Source organism: Dactylosporangium sp. NBC_01737 (assembly GCF_035963215.1).
Taxonomy (GTDB): domain Bacteria; phylum Actinomycetota; class Actinomycetes; order Mycobacteriales; family Micromonosporaceae; genus Dactylosporangium.
The window spans coordinates 13,540,181-13,562,057 of record NZ_CP109153.1 but is presented as its reverse complement, the minus strand read 5'-3'; the positions used below and the strand labels follow the sequence as shown (position 1 = coordinate 13,562,057).

At 71.1% G+C, this 21,877-nt stretch carries 16 protein-coding genes; 10 read left to right on the top strand and 6 right to left on the bottom strand.

Features of this window, described 5'->3' with window-relative positions:
- Nucleotides 1-1,046 precede the first annotated feature (1,046 nt).
- The 9 genes from rapZ to OHA72_RS62650 all read left to right on the top strand — a co-directional run bounded on the left by rapZ (nucleotide 1,047) and on the right by OHA72_RS62650 (nucleotide 11,210).
- Nucleotides 1,047-1,943, top strand: coding sequence for an RNase adapter RapZ (rapZ, locus tag OHA72_RS62690; protein WP_327005491.1), 897 nt, complete (start codon nucleotides 1,047-1,049; stop codon nucleotides 1,941-1,943).
- 41 nt (nucleotides 1,944-1,984) lie between these two features.
- The gene (locus OHA72_RS62685) at nucleotides 1,985-3,004 is read left to right on the top strand and encodes a gluconeogenesis factor YvcK family protein (protein ID WP_327011923.1); all 1,020 of its coding nucleotides are present in this window, start codon (nucleotides 1,985-1,987) and stop codon (nucleotides 3,002-3,004) included.
- Nucleotides 2,995-3,975 (top strand): DNA-binding protein WhiA, encoded by a 981-nt coding sequence (gene whiA, locus OHA72_RS62680; RefSeq protein ID WP_033359740.1) that lies wholly within the window; start codon nucleotides 2,995-2,997, stop codon nucleotides 3,973-3,975. Before OHA72_RS62685 ends, whiA begins: the two co-directional genes overlap by 10 nt.
- A gap of 1,477 nt (nucleotides 3,976-5,452) precedes the next feature.
- Complete coding sequence (gene gap, locus OHA72_RS62675; RefSeq protein WP_327005490.1) at nucleotides 5,453-6,457, top strand: type I glyceraldehyde-3-phosphate dehydrogenase; 1,005 nt, start codon at nucleotides 5,453-5,455, stop codon at nucleotides 6,455-6,457.
- Nucleotides 6,454-7,641 (top strand): phosphoglycerate kinase, encoded by a 1,188-nt coding sequence (locus OHA72_RS62670; RefSeq protein WP_327005489.1) that lies wholly within the window; start codon nucleotides 6,454-6,456, stop codon nucleotides 7,639-7,641. The genes gap and OHA72_RS62670 overlap by 4 nt, the downstream gene beginning before the upstream one ends.
- Before the next feature lie 3 nt (nucleotides 7,642-7,644).
- The gene (gene tpiA, locus OHA72_RS62665) at nucleotides 7,645-8,442 is read left to right on the top strand and encodes a triose-phosphate isomerase (RefSeq protein WP_327005488.1); all 798 of its coding nucleotides are present in this window, start codon (nucleotides 7,645-7,647) and stop codon (nucleotides 8,440-8,442) included.
- A 270-nt stretch (nucleotides 8,443-8,712) separates the two neighbouring features.
- Entirely contained in the window at nucleotides 8,713-10,386 is a 1,674-nt protein-coding gene (locus tag OHA72_RS62660) for an ABC transporter substrate-binding protein (protein ID WP_327005487.1), read from the top strand.
- A gap of 105 nt (nucleotides 10,387-10,491) precedes the next feature.
- Nucleotides 10,492-10,749: a preprotein translocase subunit SecG gene (gene secG, locus OHA72_RS62655; protein WP_033359745.1), complete on the top strand. Its 258-nt coding sequence runs from the start codon at nucleotides 10,492-10,494 to the stop codon at nucleotides 10,747-10,749.
- Between the two features lie 170 nt (nucleotides 10,750-10,919).
- Nucleotides 10,920-11,210 carry an RNA polymerase-binding protein RbpA gene (locus OHA72_RS62650; RefSeq protein WP_239136452.1) on the top strand — a complete coding sequence of 97 codons (291 nt, stop codon included), beginning with the start codon at nucleotides 10,920-10,922 and terminating at the stop codon, nucleotides 11,208-11,210.
- A gap of 593 nt (nucleotides 11,211-11,803) precedes the next feature.
- Here the strand turns inward: OHA72_RS62650 and pgl are convergent.
- The 6 genes from pgl to tkt form a co-directional block, all read right to left on the bottom strand.
- Nucleotides 11,804-12,532 carry a 6-phosphogluconolactonase gene (gene pgl, locus OHA72_RS62645; RefSeq protein ID WP_327005486.1) on the bottom strand — a complete coding sequence of 243 codons (729 nt, stop codon included), beginning with the start codon at nucleotides 12,530-12,532 and terminating at the stop codon, nucleotides 11,804-11,806.
- Nucleotides 12,529-13,542 carry a glucose-6-phosphate dehydrogenase assembly protein OpcA gene (locus OHA72_RS62640; protein ID WP_327005485.1) on the bottom strand — a complete coding sequence of 338 codons (1,014 nt, stop codon included), beginning with the start codon at nucleotides 13,540-13,542 and terminating at the stop codon, nucleotides 12,529-12,531. The genes pgl and OHA72_RS62640 overlap by 4 nt, the downstream gene beginning before the upstream one ends.
- A gap of 16 nt (nucleotides 13,543-13,558) precedes the next feature.
- Nucleotides 13,559-15,076, bottom strand: coding sequence for a glucose-6-phosphate dehydrogenase (gene zwf / locus OHA72_RS62635; protein WP_327005484.1), 1,518 nt, complete (start codon nucleotides 15,074-15,076; stop codon nucleotides 13,559-13,561).
- Between the two features lie 5 nt (nucleotides 15,077-15,081).
- Nucleotides 15,082-16,140 (bottom strand): hypothetical protein, encoded by a 1,059-nt coding sequence (locus tag OHA72_RS62630; protein WP_327005483.1) that lies wholly within the window; start codon nucleotides 16,138-16,140, stop codon nucleotides 15,082-15,084.
- 865 nt (nucleotides 16,141-17,005) lie between these two features.
- Nucleotides 17,006-18,115 carry a transaldolase gene (gene tal / locus OHA72_RS62625; RefSeq protein WP_327005482.1) on the bottom strand — a complete coding sequence of 370 codons (1,110 nt, stop codon included), beginning with the start codon at nucleotides 18,113-18,115 and terminating at the stop codon, nucleotides 17,006-17,008.
- Nucleotides 18,116-18,147: 32 nt separating this feature from the next.
- Complete coding sequence (gene tkt / locus OHA72_RS62620) at nucleotides 18,148-20,205, bottom strand: transketolase (protein ID WP_327011922.1); 2,058 nt, start codon at nucleotides 20,203-20,205, stop codon at nucleotides 18,148-18,150.
- A 529-nt stretch (nucleotides 20,206-20,734) separates the two neighbouring features.
- On the opposite strand from tkt, the gene OHA72_RS62615 reads away from it, so the two are divergent.
- Nucleotides 20,735-21,736 carry a heme o synthase gene (locus tag OHA72_RS62615; protein WP_442788468.1) on the top strand — a complete coding sequence of 334 codons (1,002 nt, stop codon included), beginning with the start codon at nucleotides 20,735-20,737 and terminating at the stop codon, nucleotides 21,734-21,736.
- The last annotated feature ends 141 nt before the right edge of the window (nucleotides 21,737-21,877 follow it).

Here is a 21,877-nt window from a genome sequence, read left to right as displayed (position 1 = left end):
TCGGGCGTAGCGAGGTTCCGCCGCCTGGCAACCCACCCTCGGCAGTCGGAGAGTTCGAGGCGCCGCTCGCCGCGGATCTGACCGACCGTGACGGGCGGGGGCTGCCCGACCGGACGAGTGCGGCGTTCTCGACCGGCACCACGCGACCAGCCGCAGCCCGCACGGTGCCAGCCGCGGTGGCCGACATCGGCACCCCTGTGATCGTGATCGACTTCACGCCAGACAAGGCGGAGCCCGCCGAGCTTCACCCGGACAACGCCGAGTCGCGAAACGCGGACCTGGCGGGCGCCGAGCTGACGAGGGGAGCCGGCGAGAGCTGAGCCAGCTCGGGCTGGTCCATGAACAGCCGCTCTTCGGTGCAGCCGCGACCGGTCTTCGGTGCAGCCGCGACCGGCGCGGCCACGGTCATTGCACCCCCAGGTGCGGCCGCGCCGGGCGCGGCCGCGGTCATTGCGCCCCTGAGAGCAGCCGTGCCTGGCTCAGCCACGTCTGGTGAACTCGCGCCGGGCGCAGCCGTGGCCGGGCCAGCGGCCTGAACCAGCGGTGCCCGAATCGGTCGTGCCAGGGTCAGCGGTGCCTGAGCCAGCCGAGCCTGGGGGTTGTCGCGCCTGTGCATCCCGGCGAGACCAACTGTGGCCAAGCACAGCCGTGGCCGGGTCGACCGCGCCTGGCCAGCGCGCCTGGCCAGCGCGCCTGGCCAGCGCGGCTGGCCAACGCGGCTGGCCAACGCGGCTGGCCAACGCGGCTGGCCAACGCGGCTGGCCAACCCGTCCACGCCAGCGCCGTCCACGCCAGCCGGGCCCGCCCACGCCAGCCGGGCCCGCCCACGCCAGCCGGGCCCGCCCACGCCAGCCGGGCCCGCCCACGCCAGCCCGGCCCGCCCACGCCAGCCCCGCCCAGCCCTTCACGCCGTGCCGAGCCGTCCGCGGTCGTGAGGCGCCGAACGTTCTGCTTGCCCGCGACGATCGGGTCTGTCGATGACCCGGAAAAGGTACAAACCGACCGACCCGTCAGCTCGGAGCACGGCACGACATAAACTCGTCGGCGTGGTGAGCGAAGAAGCGCCGGCAGCGCCCGACCGCACGACGACCGACCTGGTCATCGTGACGGGGGTCTCCGGCGGCGGCCGCAGCACGGTCGCCCGGGCGCTGGAGAACGTCGGGTACTACGTCGTGGACAACCTGCCGCAGGCGCTGCTGCTCGACATGGCGGAGCTGGCGTTCGCGGCGAGGGGTGCGGCGCGGCGGACCGCGATGGTGCTCGACGTGCGCAGTCATGCCTTCTCCACCGACCTGCCGGGTGCGGTGAAGTCGTTGCGGGAGCGGGGGTTCAACCCTCGGATGGTGTTCGTCGACGCTGATGACGAGGTGCTGATCCGGCGGTTCGAGAGCGTGCGCCGCTCGCATCCGTTGCAGGGTGGCGGCCGGCTGTCCGACGGCATCGCCGCGGAGCGCAAGCTGCTGCAGGAGGCCCGCGAACAGGCCGACGTCCTGATCGACACGAGCCACCTCAACGTCAACCAGCTCCGCGGCCGCATCGAGGAGATGTTCGGCGAGGAGGACACGACCCAGATCAGGGTCACGGTGCTGTCGTTCGGGTTCAAGTACGGCCTGCCGCCCGACGCCGACTTCGTCCTCGACGCGAGGTTCCTGCCCAACCCGTACTGGGTGCCGGAGCTCCGCGAGCACACCGGTCGCGAGACCGACGTCAGCCGGTACGTGCTGGGCCAGCGGGGCGCGGTCACCTTCGTGGAGACCTACGCCCGGCTGATCAACGCCACGGCGCCCGGGTTCGAGCGGGAGGGCAAGCGTTACCTCACGATCGCGGTCGGCTGCACCGGTGGCAAGCACCGCAGCGTTGCGATCGCCGAGGAGCTCGCCCGCCGCCTGCGTGAGATGCGCCTCGCCGCCGCCCCGCAGCACCGCGACCTGGGGCGCGAATGAGCGTAGTGCCGCGCCGCGAGAACGGCGCAGCCGTCGACGCCATGCCAGTAGCCGCCGCGGAAACCCTGACAGGACAGCGGCCGGTCCGGGTCGTCGCGTTCGGTGGAGGGCACGGCCTGTCCGCCTCCTTGCGGGCGCTGCGGCTCATCCACCGTGACACGCCGCTGGACATCACCGCTGTCGTCACCGTTGCCGACGACGGAGGGTCCAGCGGGCGGCTGCGCGCGACCCGCGACATCCTGCCCCCGGGCGACCTGCGGCAGGCACTCGCCGCGCTCGCCGACGAGGAGGCGATCGCCGAGGTGTTCCAGCACCGGTTCGCCGGTACCGACGACCTCACCGGACATCCGGTCGGCAACCTCGTGCTGTGCGCGCTGATGGAGCTGGCCGGCGACCCGGTCGCCGCGCTGGACCAGGCGGCGGAGATGCTGCGCTGCGACGGGCGGGTCCTGCCGATGTCGCGGCAGCCGCTGCACATCGAGGCGGACCTGTCCCAGGGTGGCGAGGTCGTCACCGTGCGCGGTCAGCACGCCGTCGCGGTCACCCTCAAGACGATCGACCGGGTCCGGCTGGTGCCGGCGGCGCCCGAGGCGTGCGTGGAGGCGGTCCGGGCGACCATCGACGCGGACTGGCTGCTGTTCGGGCCGGGGTCGTGGTTCACCAGCGTGATCCCGCATCTGCTGGTGCCGCAACTGGCCGCAGCGATCTCCATGACTGCGGCGAAGCGCCTGGTCACACTGAACCTGGCACCCGACAGTGAGACGGCTGGATTGACCCTGCCGGAACACCTTGCCGCCCTGCGTCGTTACCTACCTGGGCTACACGTCGATGTAGTTCTTGCCGACGGGAAAGCCGTAGGCGACCCCGAACCGGTCCATCGTGCGGCAGAATCGCTGGGTGCCCGTCTGCTGCTCGCGCCGGTGGCCGTCGCGGACGGAGCACCGCTGCACGACCCGCACGCGCTGGCCACGGCCTTGGAGCCACTGCTGAGCAGCACCACCATCAATAGCAGCACCGACAGTTCGAATGAGCCCCGCGAGGTGACGACAGAATGGCGATGACCGCTGCGGTCAAGGACGAGCTGAGCAGGGTGGACGTAGCCAAACCCTGCTGCCGGCGCGCCGAGATGGCCGCGCTGCTCCGCTTCGCGGGCGGATTGCACATCGTCTCCGGTCGGGTGGTCGTCGAGGCGGAGCTCGACACCAACGCGGCCGCCCGCAGGCTGCGGCGGGAGGTCTCCGAGGTCTACGGGTACCAGAGCGAGATCCACGTCCTCGCCTCCGGTGGCCTGCGCAAGGCCAGCCACTTCATCGTCCGGGTGGTCAAGGACGGCGAGGCCCTCGCGCGCCAGACCGGCCTGCTCGACGTCCGTGGCCGGCCGGTCCGCGGCCTGCCGCCGCACGTCGTGTCGGCCAACATGTGCTGCGCCGTCGCGGCGTGGCGTGGCGCGTTCCTGGCGCACGGCTCGCTGACCGAGCCGGGCCGCAGCTGCGCGCTGGAGATCACCTGCCCGGGGCCCGAGGCCGCACTGGCGCTCGTCGGCGCCGCCCGGCGCATCGGCATCACCGCGAAGGCCCGCGAGGTCCGCGGCGTCGACCGGGTCGTGGTCAAGGACGGCGACGCGATTGCCGCGCTGCTCACCCGCATCGGCGCGCACCAGAGCGTCCTCACGTGGGAGGAGCGCCGGGTCCGCCGCGAGGTCAGGGCGACCGCCAACCGGCTCGCCAACTTCGACGACGCCAACCTGCGCCGCTCCGCCCGCGCCGCCGTCGCCGCCGCCGCCCGGGTCGCCCGCGCGATGGAGATCCTCGCCGACAACGCCCCCGAGCACCTGTTCAGCGCCGGCACCCTGCGCCTGGAGCACCGGCAGGCGTCCCTGGAGGAGCTCGGTGCCCTCGCGGACCCGCCGCTCACGAAGGACGCGATTGCCGGACGCATAAGGCGTCTGCTCGCCCTCGCCGACAAACGCGCCCGCGACCTCGGGATCCCGGACACCGAATCCGCCGTGACTCCCGAAATGCTGGTCAGCTAGCCCATCCATGCGGGCTCCGGTCCGTCGTGGGCACGGCCGTCGCTCCCGTCAGACACCGGTCAGGCCGTGAACGGCCTTCCCTGCCACCTCCGCGTCCAGTCACGCCGCCACGACCTCCGGCCGTGACAAGCACGCAGCCGCCGGGCGGCGCGCCTCCGCGCCCCGCCCGGCCAAGGCCGCGCCGCGACCTCCGGCCGCGACAACCACCCAACCGCCCTGACCACGCACCATGCCCTCCGACCGCGATCACGGCCATCCCCTCGTGATCGAAGTCGCCCACCGGTCACCCGAGCGACCAGCACGCAGCGTTGATCAAGGGGTCGGGCCGGCGACCCCGCGGACGTGATCGAAGTCGTCGGGTGGTCGTGTCCGCGCGGTTGGTGCGCGGCGTTGATCGCGGGGTCGGGCCGGTGACCCCGCGGACGTGATCGAAGTCGCCAGGTGGTCGTGTCCGCGCGGTTGGCGCGCGGCGTTGATCGAGGGGTCGGGCCGGTGACCCCGCGGACGTGATCGAAGTCGCCAGGTGGTCGTGTCCGCGCGGTTGGTGCGCGGCATTGATCGCGGGGTCGGGCCGGTGACCCCGCGGACGTGATCGAAGTCGCCAGGTGGTCGTGCCCGGGCGGCCGGCGCGCGGCGTTGGTCACGAGGGTCGGGCCCGCGGCGCCGGGCAGGTGATCGAAGTCGTCGGGTGGTCGTGTCCGCGCGGTTGGCGCGCGGCGTTGATCGAGGGGTCGGGCCGGTGACCCCCCGGACGTGATCGAAGTCGCCAGGTGGCCGTGCCCGCGCGGTTGGCGCGCGGCATTGATCGCGGGGTCGGGCCGGTGACCCCGCGGACGTGATCGAAGTCGCCAGGTGGTCGTGCCCGGGCGGCCGGCGCGCGGCGTTGGTCACGAAGGTTGGGCCTGTGGCGCCGGGTAGGTGATCGAAGTCGTCGGGTGGTCGTCCGGGCGGCCGGCGCGCACCTTCGATCATTGCGGCTCCGCGGGTGAGTTTCTGGGTGGCTGCCAGCGCGCCGGTGTCCCGCGCTGGAAACCGCGCATTCGGCGCAAATCCGACCAGTCGGGGAATGGGTCAGGCCACGGGGCCCTGCATGTTCGGTGAATTCGCGCCGCAGGGGTGCCGTTTCGGCCTGTGGCGTATCGCCCGCGCCGTGGCCGGGTAGCGGCCTTCGAACACGGGCGCAAGATCGAATCGGCTCCGGGGCGTTCTGGCGGTCGACGAGGCGGGTGAGCGCCCGAGGGGCGTTCGGTTGAAACGGCCCCAGGCTGTGTGCTCAGACACCCCGGCGCCAGTCCGGCGGCCCCAAGGCGATAGGGTTTTCCTGTTCGGCGACGAAGCCGTCCGTATGCCGCTCCACGCGGCCGCTCCCCGCTCATGGGCCTCAGCGATCAGGCCCCCGACCGGGCGAGCCATGATCACTCACGGGCGACCGGCATCGGCAACGGCCGGCCGCGACGAGGCGAGGAGATGTGTCGAAGTGACCATCCGGGTTGGCATCAACGGCTTCGGCCGCATCGGCCGCAACTTCTTCCGTGCGGCGCTGGCCAAAGGCGCTGACATCGAGGTTGTGGGCGTCAATGACCTCACCGACAACGCGACGCTGGCGCACCTGCTCAAGTACGACAGCATCCTGGGCCGCCTGCCCTACGAGGTGAAGGCGACCTCCGACGAGATCACGGTCAACGGCAAGACCTTCAAGGCGCTCGCCGAGCGTGACCCGTCGAAGCTGCCCTGGGGTGACCTGGGCGCCGACGTCGTCATCGAGTCGACGGGCATCTTCACCGACGCGGAGAAGGCGAAGGTCCACGTCGCCGCCGGCGCGAAGAAGGTCATCATCTCGGCGCCGGCCAAGGGCGAGGACTTCACGGTCGTCCTGGGTGTCAACGAGGACAAGTACGACGCCGCGAACCACACCATCATCTCCAACGCGTCGTGCACCACGAACTGTCTCGCGCCGATGGCCAAGGTCATCAACGACACGTTCGGCATCGAGCGTGGCCTCATGACCACGATCCACGCGTACACGCAGGACCAGAACCTGCAGGACGCCCCGCACAAGGACCTGCGTCGCGCCCGCGCCGCCGCCCTCAACATCGTGCCGACCTCGACCGGTGCCGCCAAGGCGGTCTCGCTGGTCCTGCCCGAGCTCAAGGGCAAGCTGGACGGCTACGCGCTGCGGGTGCCGATCCCGACCGGCTCGGCCACCGACCTGACCGTCACCGTGGGTCGTGACACCACGGTCGACGAGGTCAACGCCGCGATGAAGGCCGCCGCCGACGGCCCGCTGAAGGGCATCCTCGTCTACACCGAGGACCCGATCGTCTCCAGCGACATCGTCACCGATCCCGCGTCGTGCATCTTCGACGCCGGTCTGACCAAGGTCATCGGCAACCAGGTCAAGGTCGTCGGCTGGTATGACAACGAGTGGGGCTACAGCAACCGCCTCGTCGACCTCGTCGCGCTGGTGGGCACCGGCCTGTGAAGACGCTCGACGACCTCCTGAGCGAGGGCGTCGCGGGTCGGCGCGTGCTGCTGCGCGCCGACCTGAACGTTCCGCTCGACGGAGACAAGATCACCGACGACGGGCGCATCCGGGCGGTCCTGCCGACGCTCAACGCGTTGCGTGAGGCCGGCGCGCGGGTCACCGTCGTGTCGCACCTGGGCCGCCCGAAGGGTGCGCCCGACCCGAAGTACACGCTGCAGCCGGTCGCGAACCGGCTCGGCGAGCTGCTGGGCAAGCCGGTCGCGTTCGCCACCGACACCGTCGGCGAGACGGCACGGGCCGCCGTCGCCGGGCTCGGTGACGGCGACGTGGCGCTGCTGGAGAACCTGCGCTTCAACAAGGGCGAGACCAGCAAGGACGACGCCGAGCGCGGCGAGTTCGCCGGGCAGCTGGCGCAGTTCGCCGACGTCTATGTGGACGACGCCTTCGGTGCGGTGCACCGTAAGCACGCCAGCGTGTTCGATGTGGCGGCGCTGCTCCCGCGGTACACCGGCGGCCTGGTGCGACGCGAGCTCGACGTGCTGTCGAAGCTCACCGGCGACCCTGAGCGGCCGTATGTGGTGATCCTCGGCGGCTCGAAGGTCTCCGACAAGCTCGCCGTCATCGAGGCGCTGCTGCCGAAGGTCGACAAGCTGCTCATCGGCGGCGGCATGTGCTTCACCTTCCTCAAGGCCCAGGGCCACGAGGTCGGCAAGAGCCTGCTGCAGGACGAGATGGTCGGCACCTGCGCGGACCTGCTCGCCCGTGGCGGCGACAAGATCGTGCTGCCGGTCGACGTGGTGACCGCGGACAAGTTCGCCGCCGACGCGAAGACCCAGGTCGTCGCCGCGGACGCGATCCCCGCCGAGGAGCTCGGCCTGGACATCGGCCCGGAGTCGGTGGCGCTGTTCGCGCAGGCCGTCGAGTCCGCGAAGACCGTGTTCTGGAACGGTCCGATGGGCGTCTTCGAGCTGGCGCCGTTCGCCGCCGGCACGCGTGGCGTCGCCGAGGCGATCACGAAGATCGACGGTTTCAGCGTCGTCGGTGGCGGCGACTCGGCCGCGGCCGTGCGCGCGCTCGGCATCCCCGAGGACGGGTTCAGCCACATCTCGACCGGTGGCGGTGCGTCCCTGGAGTTCCTCGAGGGCAAGGCCCTGCCCGGCATCACCGCACTGGAGGGCTGAGCCATGGCAGACGTCAAGAAGGCAGAGGCAACCGGGCGCAGGCCGCTCATGGCCGGCAACTGGAAGATGAACCTCAATCACCTCGAGGCCATCTCCCTGGTGCAGAAGCTGGCGTTCAGCCTGAACGAGGCGCAGCTGGAGGCCGTCGAGGTCGTCGTGCTGCCGCCGTTCGTCGACATCCGCAGCGTGCAGACGCTGACCGACGGCGACAAGCTCAACATCGGCTACGGCGCGCAGGACCTGTCCCCGCACCCCTCCGGGGCGTACACGGGCGACATCTCCGGCGCGATGCTGGCGAAGCTGGGCTGCCAGTATGTCGTCGTCGGGCACTCGGAGCGCCGCCAGTACCACAACGAGGACGACCAGCTCGTCAACGCCAAGGTGAAGGCGGCGCTGAGCAACGGCATCGCCCCGATCCTCTGCGTCGGTGAGGGCCTCACGGTCCGGGAGGCCGGCGAGCACGTGGGCTACACGCTCGCGCAGCTCGACGCCGCGCTGGAGAAGATCAAGACCGACGAGGTCGAGAAGATCGTCGTGGCGTATGAGCCCGTCTGGGCCATCGGGACCGGCAAGGTCGCGACCCCGGAGAACGCGCAGGAGGTCATCGGCGCGATCCGGACCCGCCTCGCGGAGAAGTACACCGGCGGCACCGCCGACCGGATCCGCATCCTGTACGGCGGCTCGGTCAAGCACGACAACGTCGCGGCGATCATTGAGCAGCCCGACATCGACGGCGCGCTCGTCGGTGGCGCCAGCATCGACGCCGAGGGCTTCGTCCGCATTTGTCGCCTCGGCAAGTAAGCATCACGTAGTCGCAGGTCAACGCAGCGTCGCGCGGTCCGGATCAGGGCCGCGCGACGCTGTTTTGTATCCCACCCCACGTTCCGCACGGCATGAACGCCGCCTAAAGTGGCCTGGTCCGCAGCCCCTACACCGGGTTGCCGGACACGCCCGCGCACAGCGCGGGCAGCCGCCGCGCACGGCGCGGACAACAGCCAGGGCCACCCGCCACGAACGGGTCGACCATGACGAGTGGGGACGAGCATGCTCGACAAGCGTTTCGTTGCGCCCTTGGTTGCCCTTTCGCTGCTCGCGACGGCGGCCTGCAGCGACGCCGGCGCCGAGAACCGGCCGCAGCCGCCGAAGACCGGCGGGACGTTGCGCGTCGTCGTCAGCGCCAAGCCGGCCCACCTGGACCCGCAGCGCATCGCGACCGCGACCGAGGCCAACATCAGCCGCCTCACCACCCGGACCCTCACCACGTTCCGCTCCGAGCCCGGCGAGGCCGCCAGCGAGATCGTGGGTGACCTGGCCACCGACGCCGGGCGCCCCAGCGAGGGCAACCGCGTCTGGGACTTCCAGCTCAAGGACGACATCCGCTGGGAGGACGGCTCCCCGATCACCTGTGCCGACGTGAAGTACGGCGTGGAGCGCAGCTTCTCCAGCCTGTTCTCGGTCGCCCAGCCGTATGCCAAGACGTACCTGGCCGGCACCGACAACTACGCGGGCCCATTCGTCGGCGGCAACAACAACGGCAAGGGGCTGCAGTCCGTGCAGTGCGTCGACAACCGCAACATCAAGTTCACGCTGTCCCAGCCCGTCGGCGACTTCGGCTACACCGCCGCCATGTCCGTGTTCGCGCCGGTCCTCGCCAAACAGGACACCAAGGGCGAATACGACAAGAAGCCGTTCTCCAACGGGCCGTACAAGCTGCAGGAGAACACCGACCAGCAGCTCGTCTACGTGCGCAACCAGTACTGGGACCGCAAGACCGACAGCGTGCGCAAGGCGTACCCCGACAAGATCGTGATCGAGGCGAACGGCGACCTGCCGACCGTCACCTCGAACCTGATCCAGAGCGAGGGCGACTGGACCGACACGATCGACCTGGACAAGAACGTCGCGCCGAACTTCGTGCAGCAGGTCGTCAACGACCCCGCCCTGTCCTCACGCGCCGTTCAGGGCAGCTACGGCGGCATCCGGTACCTGTCGCTCAACACCAAGCGGATGCCCGAGCTGGACTGCCGGCGGGCCCTGGTCTTCGCCTTCAACAAGCGCAAGTTCCGCGCGGCGCTCGGCGGCTCCGTCTTCGGCGACTACGCCAACACGATGATCGCCCCGCAGCTGAAGGCCCACAAGGACTTCGACCTGTACGACAGCACCGCCAACGTCGAGGGCAAACCCGACGTGGCGATGAAGCTGATGGACGACCAGCGCAACAAGGGCAAGCCGTGCGCCACGACGCTCACCCTGGCCATCCCGGAGCAGAAGGACATCCGCCGCCTGGCCGCGACCATGGTCGAGACGTATCAGCAGATCGGCATCCAGCTCAAGGTCAACGGCATCGACCCGGAGACGTACTTCGACGTCATCGGCAACCCGGCCAACACCAACGACCTGCTGTGGGCCGGCTGGATCCCCGACTGGGCCAACGGCTCCGCGGTCATCCCGCCGCTGTTCGACGGCCGCCTGATCCCGGCCAAGGCCAACGCGACCAACAACCAGAACTACGCGCTGCTCAACGACCCGGAGATCAACAACGACATCACCGCGGCCCTCGAAGAGTCGGTGCCGGAGCGGCAGTACCTGCTCTGGGGCCAGCTCGACGAGAAGATCGCGAGCCGCGCCGTCTCCATCCCGATCATCTACATGAAGGCCCTGCGGATGTCCGGCACGAAGGTCCGGGGCGGCTTCATCCACCCCCAGTTCGGCCAGCCGGACCTGTGCGCCCTGGGCCTCGCGTAGTTCAGGGAGCCTCGCGTCGATCTGGGCGAACGGTCCAGTAAGCTGGCGTCTGTTTTGCGATAATGGCACTCCCGCCTGACCGCCCACCGAGAGGACGACCGCGCCATGACGGCGTTCGCCTACACCCTGATCGTGCTGCTCCTCATCACGAGCGTGCTGCTCACCATGCTCGTGCTGCTGCATCGCGGCAAGGGCGGTGGCCTGTCGAGCATGTTCGGCGGCGGCGTCTCGTCCAGCCTCGCCGGCTCGTCGGTCGCCGAGAAGAACCTCGACCGCTACACGCTGCTGGTCGGCATCATCTGGTTCGCCTGCATCGTTGGACTTGGCCTCTGGCTGAAAATTGTCGAGAACGGTGGTGCCTGAGCACGCTCCGCGTTCTAGACTCATGCGCGCGGTCCGTTCAACGGCCCGCGCGCAGGTGTTTTTCGCCCACACTCCTGCCTCCGCACGACGTCGCACCCCCCGACGAACAGGAGCGAGCAGCCGTGGCAGCTGGTAACGCCATCCGCGGGACCCGAGTGGGTTCCGGCCCGATGCGCTGGGCCGAACGCGGTGAACAGGCCCCCCGCCGCAGCATCACCTACTGGTGCGCCAACGGGCACGTGACCGAGCCCGCCTTCGCCGCCGAGATCACACCCCCCGCCACCTGGGACTGCCCCCGGTGCGGGCTGCCGGCGGGCCAGGACGAGCAGGCCCCACCGGAGCGCCCACGCACCGAGCCGTACAAGACCCACCTGGCCTACGTGAAGGAACGCCGCTCCGAAGAGGACGGCGAGGCAATCCTGGCCGAGGCCCTGGCCCGCCTCCGCCAACGCCGCAACTGACCCACCCCACCGGCGCCCCGGACGCTCGCGGAACGCCGGACACCGCTGGTGCACCCGCCGGCGCGGTAACGCGAAGGATCGTCGTGGTCTGGACCCCGGCGATGCTTCGGCTTGCCCGGTTCCCGGCGCGCCAGCTGTGCCGCTGACCCCGTTCCGGGAGTGGATCGTGCGGTTGATCGAAGTCGCGGACGGGTCGCGCGGACGGCCATCCAGCGACTTTGATCATGGCAGCAAGATCGAATCAGCGGCGAAACAGGGCTGAACACCGGGGGGCGCATGCCCGTTCCCGTGATCGCGGAACTTTGGTGGCGCCCCAGGCCCGTGAAAGTTCCGCGAACACGCGAAGCGGCCAGAGTTGATGACTGGCCAGGGAAGGCCACGCGCTGGACGGCGATCTTCGCCGCAGCCCGTGTCCGACTCGCACTTGGACGCGGACGCTGCGGTCGAGCCGTGTGGAGGGACGCCTTCCTGTCCGAGCGGCGGCCAGGCGGTTCGGGCAGCAACGCGGGCGGGCGGCGCAAGCTCGATCGGCAGGAAGCCGTGGCCACGAGGGCACAGGCTCCTGCCGATCAAAGCCGAGCAGACGCCGCAGCTTACGAGCGTGGTGGAAGGGACTTGGTGGCGTCGGTGTCGGTGAGCCACAGGGTCCGCTCCCGGCCGTGCACCTTCGCTGCCGGCAGCGTGGCCGGGGAGCCGGTCAGCGCCTCCCGCACCGCGTCCGCCTTGCCGGAGCCCGACGCGAGCAGCCACACCTCCGCCGCCGTGTTCAGCGTCGGCAGGGTGAGCGTGATGCGGACCGGCGGGGGCTTCGGGCTGTCGTGCACGTCCGCGACCGGCCGCGGGTCGGCGCCCACCGGGTGACCCGGGAAGACCGACGCCACGTGCCCGTCCTCCCCGACGCCGAGCAGCACCAGGTCGAAAGCGGCGGTGCCGAGCTCCGCCGCGTACGCAAGCGCGGCGGCCGCCGCGTCGGTGCCGTGGGGGCCGTCCGAGGCGGGCATCGGATGGATCCGCGCGGGGTCGACCGGCAGCGCGGACAGGAACGCCTCGCGGGCCTGGGTCTCGTTGCGGTCGGGGTCGCCGGACGGCAGGAAGCGTTCGTCTCCCCACCAGAAGTCGACCCGGGACCAGTCGACCGCGTCGCGGGCCGGGTTGTCGCGGACCGCGGCGTAGATCTGCGCGGCGATGCGGCCGCCGGTGAGGACGAGGGACGCGACGCCCCGCTCCGCCTGCGCGTCCGTGAGCCGGACGATCAGGCGGGCGGCGGTGGCCTCCGCGAGCAGCTTTGGGCCGTCGTGGATGACGACCGGGTGACGGGTCATGAAGGGACAGGCTCCAGCGAAGGGGGAGTGGCTTCGGGACGCTCGGCGAGCGCCGGGTCCTTCCAGATGTGGACGCGGGGTGCGAGCCGCTCGTCGAGGCTGCGCCGGCCGGTCGCGGCCGCGAGTGCCGCCGCGTACGGCTGGTCGGGGTCGAGGCGGCGCAGCTCCTCGGCGAGCTCCTCGCCGAGCGGGCGGCGGCTCAGCGGCAGGGTCCGGTCCGACTGGCCGGTGCGCTGCAGGGTGGCGATGCCGGCGTTGAGGTCGCGGATGAGGTTCATGGTGCTGCCGTCGGCGAGCTCCAGGTTCACCGCCTCCATGATCTTGCCGGTGCCGGTGCGGCGGGTCGGGTGGACGCCGAGGCGGGCCTCGAGCCAGCCGCCGAGCAGCGGCGCCGTCGGGTCGGTGTCCGGGGCGATGATCTCGATCGCCTTGACGCCGACCCGGGTCGCGTCGAACGCGCCGGCGAGGAGCGTGCGCCACGGGGTGATCCGCGACCAGGACAGGTCGGTGTCGCCGGGCACGTAGTCGTCGGCGCGGACGCGCAGGTTGCCGACGGGATCGGCGGCCTGGGCGCTGTCGGTGATGCGGCGGTCCGCGACCACGCCGAGCGGGTCGTACGCGATCCGCTCCGGCGGCGTGCACTGCCACCACGTCACCACCGGCACGTCCGGGGCGAGCAGCGGCATGACGACCGACTCGGCGTGCAGCGCGAGGCGGCCCTGCATGCGCATGACGACGGCCTCGCACGGGCCGAGCCGGCCCCCGACGACGATCTCCGCGTCGAGGCGGGACCGCTGCTGGGTGACGTCGGCGCGCACGATGATGAGCAGCCGGCACGGGTGCGCGGACGCGGCGATGGTCGCCGCCGCCTCCGCCTCCCGGACCTGGCGTTCGTCGACGACGGCGACGAGCGTGAGGGCGAGGCCGCTGGTGAGCCCGCCGGCGCTGCGCCGCTCGTTCGCCAGGGCCTTGACGACCTCGATGCCGGTGGTGTCCCAAAGTCCGATCATGACGAATCTCCCCCCACTAGGCCCGGCGCCAGGCGCGGCCCTCGCGGGCCAGCATCTCGTCGGCTGCTCGGGGACCCCACTCGCCGGCCCGGTACGGCTCCGGTGTCGAACCCGTCCACGCCTCTTCCAGAGGGTCGATCACGTTCCAGCTCGCCTCGACCTCCGCCGAGTCGGGGAACAGCGTCTTGTCGCCGACGAGGACGTCGAGGATGAGCCGCTCGTACGCCTCGGGCGAAGCGTCGGTGAACGCCTCGCCGTACTGGAAGTCCATCGCGATGTCGCGGACCTCCATCGTGGTGCCGGGGACCTTCGAGCCGAACTTCAGCATCACGCCCTCGTCGGGCTGGACGCGGATGACCAGTTGGTTGTGCCCGAGCATCTCCACGTCCGTCTGGTGGAACGGCAGGTGCGGGGCCTTCTTGAACGAGATCGCGAGCTCCGTGACGCGGCGCGGCATGCGCTTGCCGGCGCGGACGTAGAACGGCACCCCGGCCCAGCGACGGTTCTGGACGCCGAGGCGCATCGCCACGTACGTCTCCGTCTTCGACTCCGCCGGGACGTCCTTCTCCTCCAGGTAGCCGGGGACGCGCTCGCCCGCAACCCAGCCGGTGAGGTACTGCCCGCGCACCGTGTTGATGAACACGTCGGTCGGCACGGTGATCGCGTTGAGCACCTTGAGCTTCTCGGTGCGGATCGCGGTCGCGTCGAACGCCGTCGGCTCCTCCATGGCGACCAGGGCAAGCAACTGCATCAGGTGGTTCTGCACGACGTCGCGGGCGGTGCCCACGGTGTCGTAGAACCCGGCGCGGGTGCCGATGCCGACGTCCTCGGCCATCGTGATCTGCACCGAGTCGACGTAGTTGGAGTTCCACACCGGCTCGAACAGGTTGTTGGCGAAGCGCAGCGCCAGGATGTTCTGGACCGTCTCCTTGCCGAGGTAGTGGTCGATGCGGAACACGTCCTGCGCGGTGAACGCGTCGTCGACGAGGTCGTTGAGCTGCCGGGCGGTGGCCAGGTTGTAGCCGAACGGCTTCTCGACCACGACGCGCCGCCAGCCGCCGGACCTCGCGTTGTCCGACATGCCCGTGCGCTCGAGCTGCTTGAGCACAACCGGGAACGCCGACGGCGGGATCGACAGGTAGAACGCCGCGTTGCCGGGGATGCCCGACTCGTCGTGCAGGTCGTTGAGGGTCTGCGCCAGGTGGTCGAAGGCCGCGTCGTCCTCGAACGAGCCGGGCACGAACTTGATGTTGCCGGCGAGGCGGGACCAGACCTCCTCACGCCACGCGGTGCGGGCGCCGCTCTGGGCGGCCTTGCGGGCGAGGTCCTCGAAGTCGCCGTCGCCCCAGTCGCGCCGGGCGAAGCCGAGCACCGCGAAGCTCGGCGGCAGCAGTCCCCGGTTGGCCAGGTCGTAGACAGCCGGGATGAGTTTCTTGCGGGCAAGGTCACCGGTGACACCGAAGATGACCAGCGCACATGGCTCGGGAATCCGAGGCAGTCGCCGGTCCTGCGGGTCCCGCAAGGGATTGGTCATCACACTCACCCTCCGAGGGCGGCCAACAGTTGGTCGATACCGGAAGTCCGGTCGGTCAGGTGCAGTCGCAGCACCGGCTGGCCCCGGTCGAGCAGGGCCTGCCGGTCGTCGGCAGCCTCGGCGGCCTGCAGATCGCCGAACGTGTAAGGGCGCCCGGGCACTCGCAGGTCCTCCGTGACCGCGCCGGTGATCTGGATGGTCGCTGCGGCAGGTGTACCGCCGGCGCGCCCGACGCCCGTAGCGGCCTGGAGCGGTGCCCCGCCCCAGGCGAACGTCACGGCCCGGTCGACCCTGCCGGCGAGTCCGGTCCGCACGCCGAGGGCGGCGGCGTCACCGGTCCTGTCGAGGTATGCGTGCACGGCAAGGGTCGCGCCGGGCGGCACGGCCCGCGCGAACCCGTCGAGGACCCCGGTCAGGGTCGCCGCGCCGCCGCCGCCGCCGCGAAGCTCGGGGGAGCCGTGCGGGTCGGGCGCGGTGTGGACCTCGACGGCCCCGTCGGCGAACGCGGGCGCCTGCGGCGGCAGCCCGGTGTCGAGCACCCGCAGGACGCCCTCCTGGGAGGACGACCCGCCGCCGGTGCCGGCGGGGACGGCCGGGTCGATGAGACCGGCGACGGTCAGGGCCTGCTCCCAGGCGAGCAGCTGCGCGCCGAGCGGCCCGTTGACGGCGAGGTCGGGGGCGATGCCGCCGCCGGGCATGACGCCCGGGACAAGGGCGCCGCCCACGGTCACGCTGAGCACGTCGGGCCCCTCGTGCCCCCAGCTGCTCGGCGTCTCCAGCACGACCGGGACGGCCCGCGACCCGGCGGCGGTGAGCAGGGCGGCGACCCACTCGCCGAGCCCCACGATCCCGCTGCCGTCGGGCGCGAGGGCGAACTTGTCCCGCCCCGCGGCGACGGCACCGGCAAGGGCAGCGCCCAGCGCGACGGCCGGATGCTCGAACGGCTCCGCGGGATGGCCCTCGCCGGAAGTCGTGTCCCGCGCCGCGCCGAAGCTCGTGGGCGACGGCGGCGCCGCGCCGAGGCCGGAAGCCGTGACCTGCGCGGGGGCGATCCCGGGAGGCACGGCGGGTGCGGCAGCGTGGCCGGAGGCGCGGCGGGCGCGGCAATGTGGCCGGGAGTCCTGGGTTGCGCGGGGCGGGGACCGCGGCGGCCGGGCGGCGGCCGGTGGGCGTCGGCAGGGCCGGGGCGAAGCCGGTGGCGGGCAGTGCGAACCCGGCCGGCGCCGATGTGCGTCTCGGCGGCTCCGCCAGGGCGAACGCCTGCTCGACGAGGTCGCCGATGTCGGCGCCGGCCAGACCCGCGGGCACCAGCGTGTGCGCGGACAGCGCGCCCGGCTGGGCGAGGAACAGCTGCGCGCCCATCTCCAGGGCGGTCGTCGCGAGGGGCGAGCCGGGCACGGTGACGAACACGAACCGGCGGCCGAGGTCATGGATCCCGTGATCCTCGAACGCCTGCAGGTAGGCCCGGCGGTGGCTGTCCGTCGCCAGAGGCGTGGAGCTGGGCGACGTCGAGGTCAGCACGACCACGGTGCGGTGCAGCCGGTCGGCGACGGCGGCGGCGATCGCGTGCGGGTCGGTGCCGGAAAGGACGGTGAGCGGCACGCCGAGGGTGCGGGTGATCGCCTCGGCGGCGAGGGCCCCGGCGCCACCGTCGGCGCCGCCGGCGTGACCCTCGGCGCCGCCGCAGGCGAGGACGACGTGGTCGAGGCCGAGGGCCCGCAGCTCCGCGCGGAGCATGCCGACCCGCGGCACCACGTCGTAGTCGGGGGACCAGTCGGGGAGGGTGGCGCGGGCGCCGATCGCACCGGCGACGGCCGCGGCGCCGAACACCGTGAGTCCGGCCGCCGCGGTGACGTCGTCGAGAAGATCAGGCACCCGCACCCTCCAAAGATGACCGACCAGGTGACCAGCCTACTGAAACTGCGGGCCTTACTTGGCGCCTTCGAGGGCCGACCGGACGGTCTCGATCATCTCGTTGCCGCTGACGCTGAACTTCTCGACGCCTTCGCGCTCGAGGACCTGCACGACGTCGTCGTAGTCGATGCCGACTGCGGCGAGGGCGTCCATGACCTTCTGGGCGTCCGCGTAGGAGCCGGTGATCGCGTCGAGGCGGACCTCGCCGTGGTCGGCGAACGCGTGGATGACCGACTCGGGCATCGTGTTGACCGTGCCGGGCGCGACGAGCTCCTCGACGTAGATGACGTCGCGGTATTCGGGGTTCTTCGTCGACGTCGACGCCCACAGCGGCCGCTGCGGCTGCGCGCCTGCGTCGGCGAGGGCCTGCCAGCGCTCGGAGGAGAACAGCTCCTCGTATTTCTTGTACGCGAGCTTGGCGTTGGCGATCGCGGCCTTGCCCTTGAGCGCCTTCGCCTCCTCGGAGCCGATCTTGTCGAGGCGCTTGTCGTATTCGGAGTCGACACGCGACACGAAGAACGACGCGACCGAACCGATCTTGGTCAGGTCGTGGCCGTTGGCCTTCGCCTGCTCCAGGCCGGCGAAGAACGCGTTCATGACGGCTTCGTAGCGCTCCAGGGAGAAGATCAGGGTCACGTTGACGCTGATGCCCTCGGCGAGCACGGCGGTGATCGCCGGCAGGCCTTCCCTGGTCGCGGGGATCTTGATGAACAGGTTGGGCCGGTCGACGAGCCACCACAGCGCCTTCGCCTCGGCGATGGTGCGGGCGGTGTCGGCGGCGAGGCCCGGGTCGACCTCGATGGAGACCCGGCCGTCGATGCCCTTGCTGGCGTCGGCGGCGGGCTGCATGACGTCGCAGGCCCAGCGCACGTCATACGTCATGAGCGTGCGCATCGCCTCGTTGACCTGTGCGTCGCGCAGGGCGAGGTCCTTGACCTGGTCGGCGTAGTCCTCGGCGGAGGACAGCGCCTTGGCGAAGATGGTGGGGTTGGTGGTGACGCCCACGACGTGCTGCTCGATGCGCAGCTTGTCGAGGCCGCCGCTGCTCAGTCGCTGCCGGGAGAGGTCATCGAGCCATACCGCCACACCCGCGGCGGAGAGCTCGGCCAGCCGATCGGAACTCATCGCAGTGCTCCTCTTACTCAGTAACCGGTGGCTCAGCTACCGGTGGTGGTGCCGGTGATCTCGCCGACCTTGGCGAGCGAGGCGTGCGCGGCCGCGACGACCTTGTCGACGGTGAAGCCGAACTGCTCGAACAGCACCGTGTGTGGGGCGCTCGCGCCGTAGTGCTCGATGCTCACGGCCACGCCGTGGTCGCCGAGGATGTGCTGCCACGACATGGCGATGCCGGCCTCGACGGTGACCTTGGCCTTGACGCCGGTCGGGAGGACCTGCTGGCGGTAGGCCAGGTCCTGCTCCATGAACCACTCCTGGCAGGGCATCGACACGACGCGGGTCGGGGTGCCCTCCTCCTCCAGGCGCCGCTGCGCGCCGACGGCGAGCTGGACCTCGGAGCCGGTGGCGATGATGATCACCTGCGGCTGTCCGTTGGAGGCGTCCTTGAGGATGTAGCCGCCCTTGGCGGTGCCGGCCGCCGGCGCGAACTCGGTGCGGTCGAGGGTCGGCAGGTTCTGCCGGCTCAACGCCAGGGCGACCGGGTGGTCGGTGACCTCCAGGGCCCGCCGCCACGCCCACGCGGTCTCGTTGGCGTCGGCCGGGCGGACCACGGACAGGCCGGGGATCGCGCGCAGCGCCGTCAGGTGCTCCACCGGCTGGTGCGTCGGGCCGTCCTCGCCGAGGCCGATCGAGTCGTGCGTCCACACGTAGACGACCGGGAGCTTCATGAGGGCGGCGAGGCGCACCGCGGGCCGCATGTAGTCGGAGAACACCAGGAACGTGCCGCCGTAGGGCCGGGTGGGGCCGTGCAGCTTGATGCCGTTGAGGATCGCGCCCATGCCGTGCTCGCGGATGCCGAAGTGCAGCGTGCGACCGTATTCGTTGCCGGGGAACACCTTCGTGGCGAACTCGGGCGGCAGGAACGACGGCTCGCCCTCCATCGTGGTGTTGTTGCTCTCGGCCAGGTCGGCCGAGCCGCCCCACAGCTCCGGCAGGACCGCGGCGAGCGCGCCGAGCGTGTCACCGGAGGCCTTGCGGGTGGCGATGCCCTTCTCGCTCGCCGGGAACTCCGGCAGCGCCTTCTCCCAGCCGACCGGCAGCTGGCCGGAGAAGAGCCGCTCCAGCAGGGCGGCACGGTCGCCGGCGGTGCCCTTCCACGACTCGAAGCCCTTGTCCCACTTGGCGTGCAGCTCGCGGCCGCGCTCGATGGCGGCGCGGGTGTGCGCGAGGACCTCGTTGGACACCTCGAAGGTCTGCTGCGCGTCGAAGCCCAGGATGTGCTTGGTCGCGGCGACCTCGTCGGCGCCGAGCGCCGAGCCGTGGATCTTGCCGGTGTTCTGCTTCTTCGGGGCAGGCCAGCCGATGATCGTGCGCAGCGCGATGAACGACGGGCGGCTCGTCTCGGCCTTCGCGGCCTGGATCGCGGCCCACAGCGCCGGCACGTCCTCGGTGTAGACGCCGTCGCCGGCGTCGTGGCCCGCGCGCCAGTCGACGGTCTGCACGTGGAAGCCATACGCCTCGTAGCGGGCGGCGACGTCCTCGCTCTTGGCGACCTTGGTGTCGTCCTCGATCGAGATCTCGTTGTCGTCGTAGATGACGACGAGGTTGCCCAGCTTCTGGTGGCCGGCGATCGCGCTGGCCTCGTGGCTGATGCCCTCCTCGATGTCGCCGTCGGAGCACAGCACGTAGACGTGGTGGTCGAACAGGCTCTCACCGGTGGCCGGCTCGGGGTCGAACAGGCCGCGCTCGCGGCGGGCCGCCATCGCCATGCCGACCGCGTTGCCGAGGCCCTGGCCGAGCGGGCCGGTGGTGGTCTCCACACCGGACGTGTGCCCGTGCTCGGGGTGGCCCGGCGTCAGGGAGTTCCACTGCCGCAGCGACCTGAGGTCGTCGAGGCTCAGGCCGTAGCCCGAGAGATACAGCTGGATATACAGAGTCAGGCTCGAGTGTCCACAGGAGAGCACGAAGCGGTCGCGGCCGATCCAGTTCGGGTCGGTGGGGTCGTGCCTCATGACCTTCTGGAAGAGCAGGTAGGCCGCGGGTGCCAGGCTCATCGCCGTGCCGGGGTGGCCGTTGCCGGACTTCTCGACGGCGTCCATGGCGAGGACCCGCACCGTGTCGACGGCCCGCCGGTCGACGTCGGACCAGGAAAGCTCGGGATCCTTGACCTCTTCAGCGCTCACGGCTGTGCTGCTCCTGTCGAACGAGGTTTGCCAGAGGGGATGTTGCAGGGTGCTGTTCAGATCGACCCTACCCACGAACGGGTAGCCCCACGCGCAGTCGACCATCTTTCGGACATCGGCGACACTGCCTGCGGCAACGGTAGTCGATGCCCGCCGCAGGCCCCACGGCCACGCGACTGCGAGGATGTGTGAGATGGGCGGCAAACCTTGATCGGTTCAGCCCTGCGCGAAACTTTTGCTGCGCGCCACCGCAAGCGGGACGGTGCCACGGCGGGTGACCGGGGTCGCGTCTGGCCTGCGTTGATCCTGTTCTAGGATGCGAGAGCCCGCCGGTCTCGGCGGGACCCTCGGCTCCGCCGTGTCCCCTCCCGCGCCGTCTCCCGGCCGGGCCTCAAGGCAGGCGGTGTCCCAGGTGCGGCCGATGCCGGAAGGTGGCTACCCAGACGTGACGCAGCTCGTCGACCGTGCGGCGGTCCCCCAGAGCACGGCGGCGGACGCATCCACGCCGGTCCGTCCCACGACGGCAGCGGCACTGGCCCGGGCGCAGCAGGAGCATGCGGCCGGCCGGCGCGCCCGGCTCGGCGCCGTCGTCAAGGCCTACGTCTCGCTGACCAAGCCGCGCATCGTCGAGCTGCTGCTCATCACGACCGTCCCGGCGATGCTCCTGGCCGAGCGCGGCGTGCCGTCGCTGTGGCTGATCGCCGTGGTGCTGGTCGGCGGCTCGCTCGCCGCCGGCGCCGCCAACGCGCTCAACTGCTACATCGACCGCGACATCGACCCGCTGATGAAGCGCACCTCCCGCCGGCCCCTGGCCACGCACAGCATCACCCCGCGGGCCGTGCTGATCTTCGGACTGGTCCTGGCCGCGCTGTCCACGGTGCTGATGGCCGTGTTCACCAACCTGCTGGCGACGCTGCTCACCGTCGGCGCGATCGCCTACTACGACCTCGTCTACACGCTGTGGCTGAAGCGCACCACCCCGCAGAACACGGTGTGGGGCGGCGCGTGCGGCGCGGCGCCGGTGCTGATCGGCTGGGCCGCGGTCACCGGCGGGCTGGCCTGGCCGGCCTGGGTCATGTTCGCCGTGGTCTTCCTGTGGCAGCCGCCGCACTTCTACGCCCTGGCGATCAAGTTCAAGGACGACTACGCCCGCGCCGGCATCCCGATGCTGCCGGTCGTGGCCAGCATGCGCCGCGTCGGCCTGGAGACGGTGATCTACAGCTGGCTGACGGTGGCCGCCTCGGTGGCGCTGTGGCCGTTCGGGATGACGCCCGTCTACGGCGCCGTCGCCGTCATCGTGGGCGCGTTGCTGCTGCTGGAGGCCCACCGGCTGGACGGCCGGGCACGCCGCGGCGAGCCGCTCAAGCCGATGCGGCTGTTCCACTGGTCGGTCACGTATCTCACGCTGCTGTGCGTGGCGATCGGAGTAGACGTCTTCATCCAGTAGTTCCGTTGCACGAGGGCCCACATCAGTTGCGCATCGGTCCCGACTTGATCTCTGCGAAATGTGGACCTAAGCGGGACTTAACCTGGAAACGCCCGAATTTTTGGCACACCGCGCGCCGCCCTACTCGGCGTGATGCACATC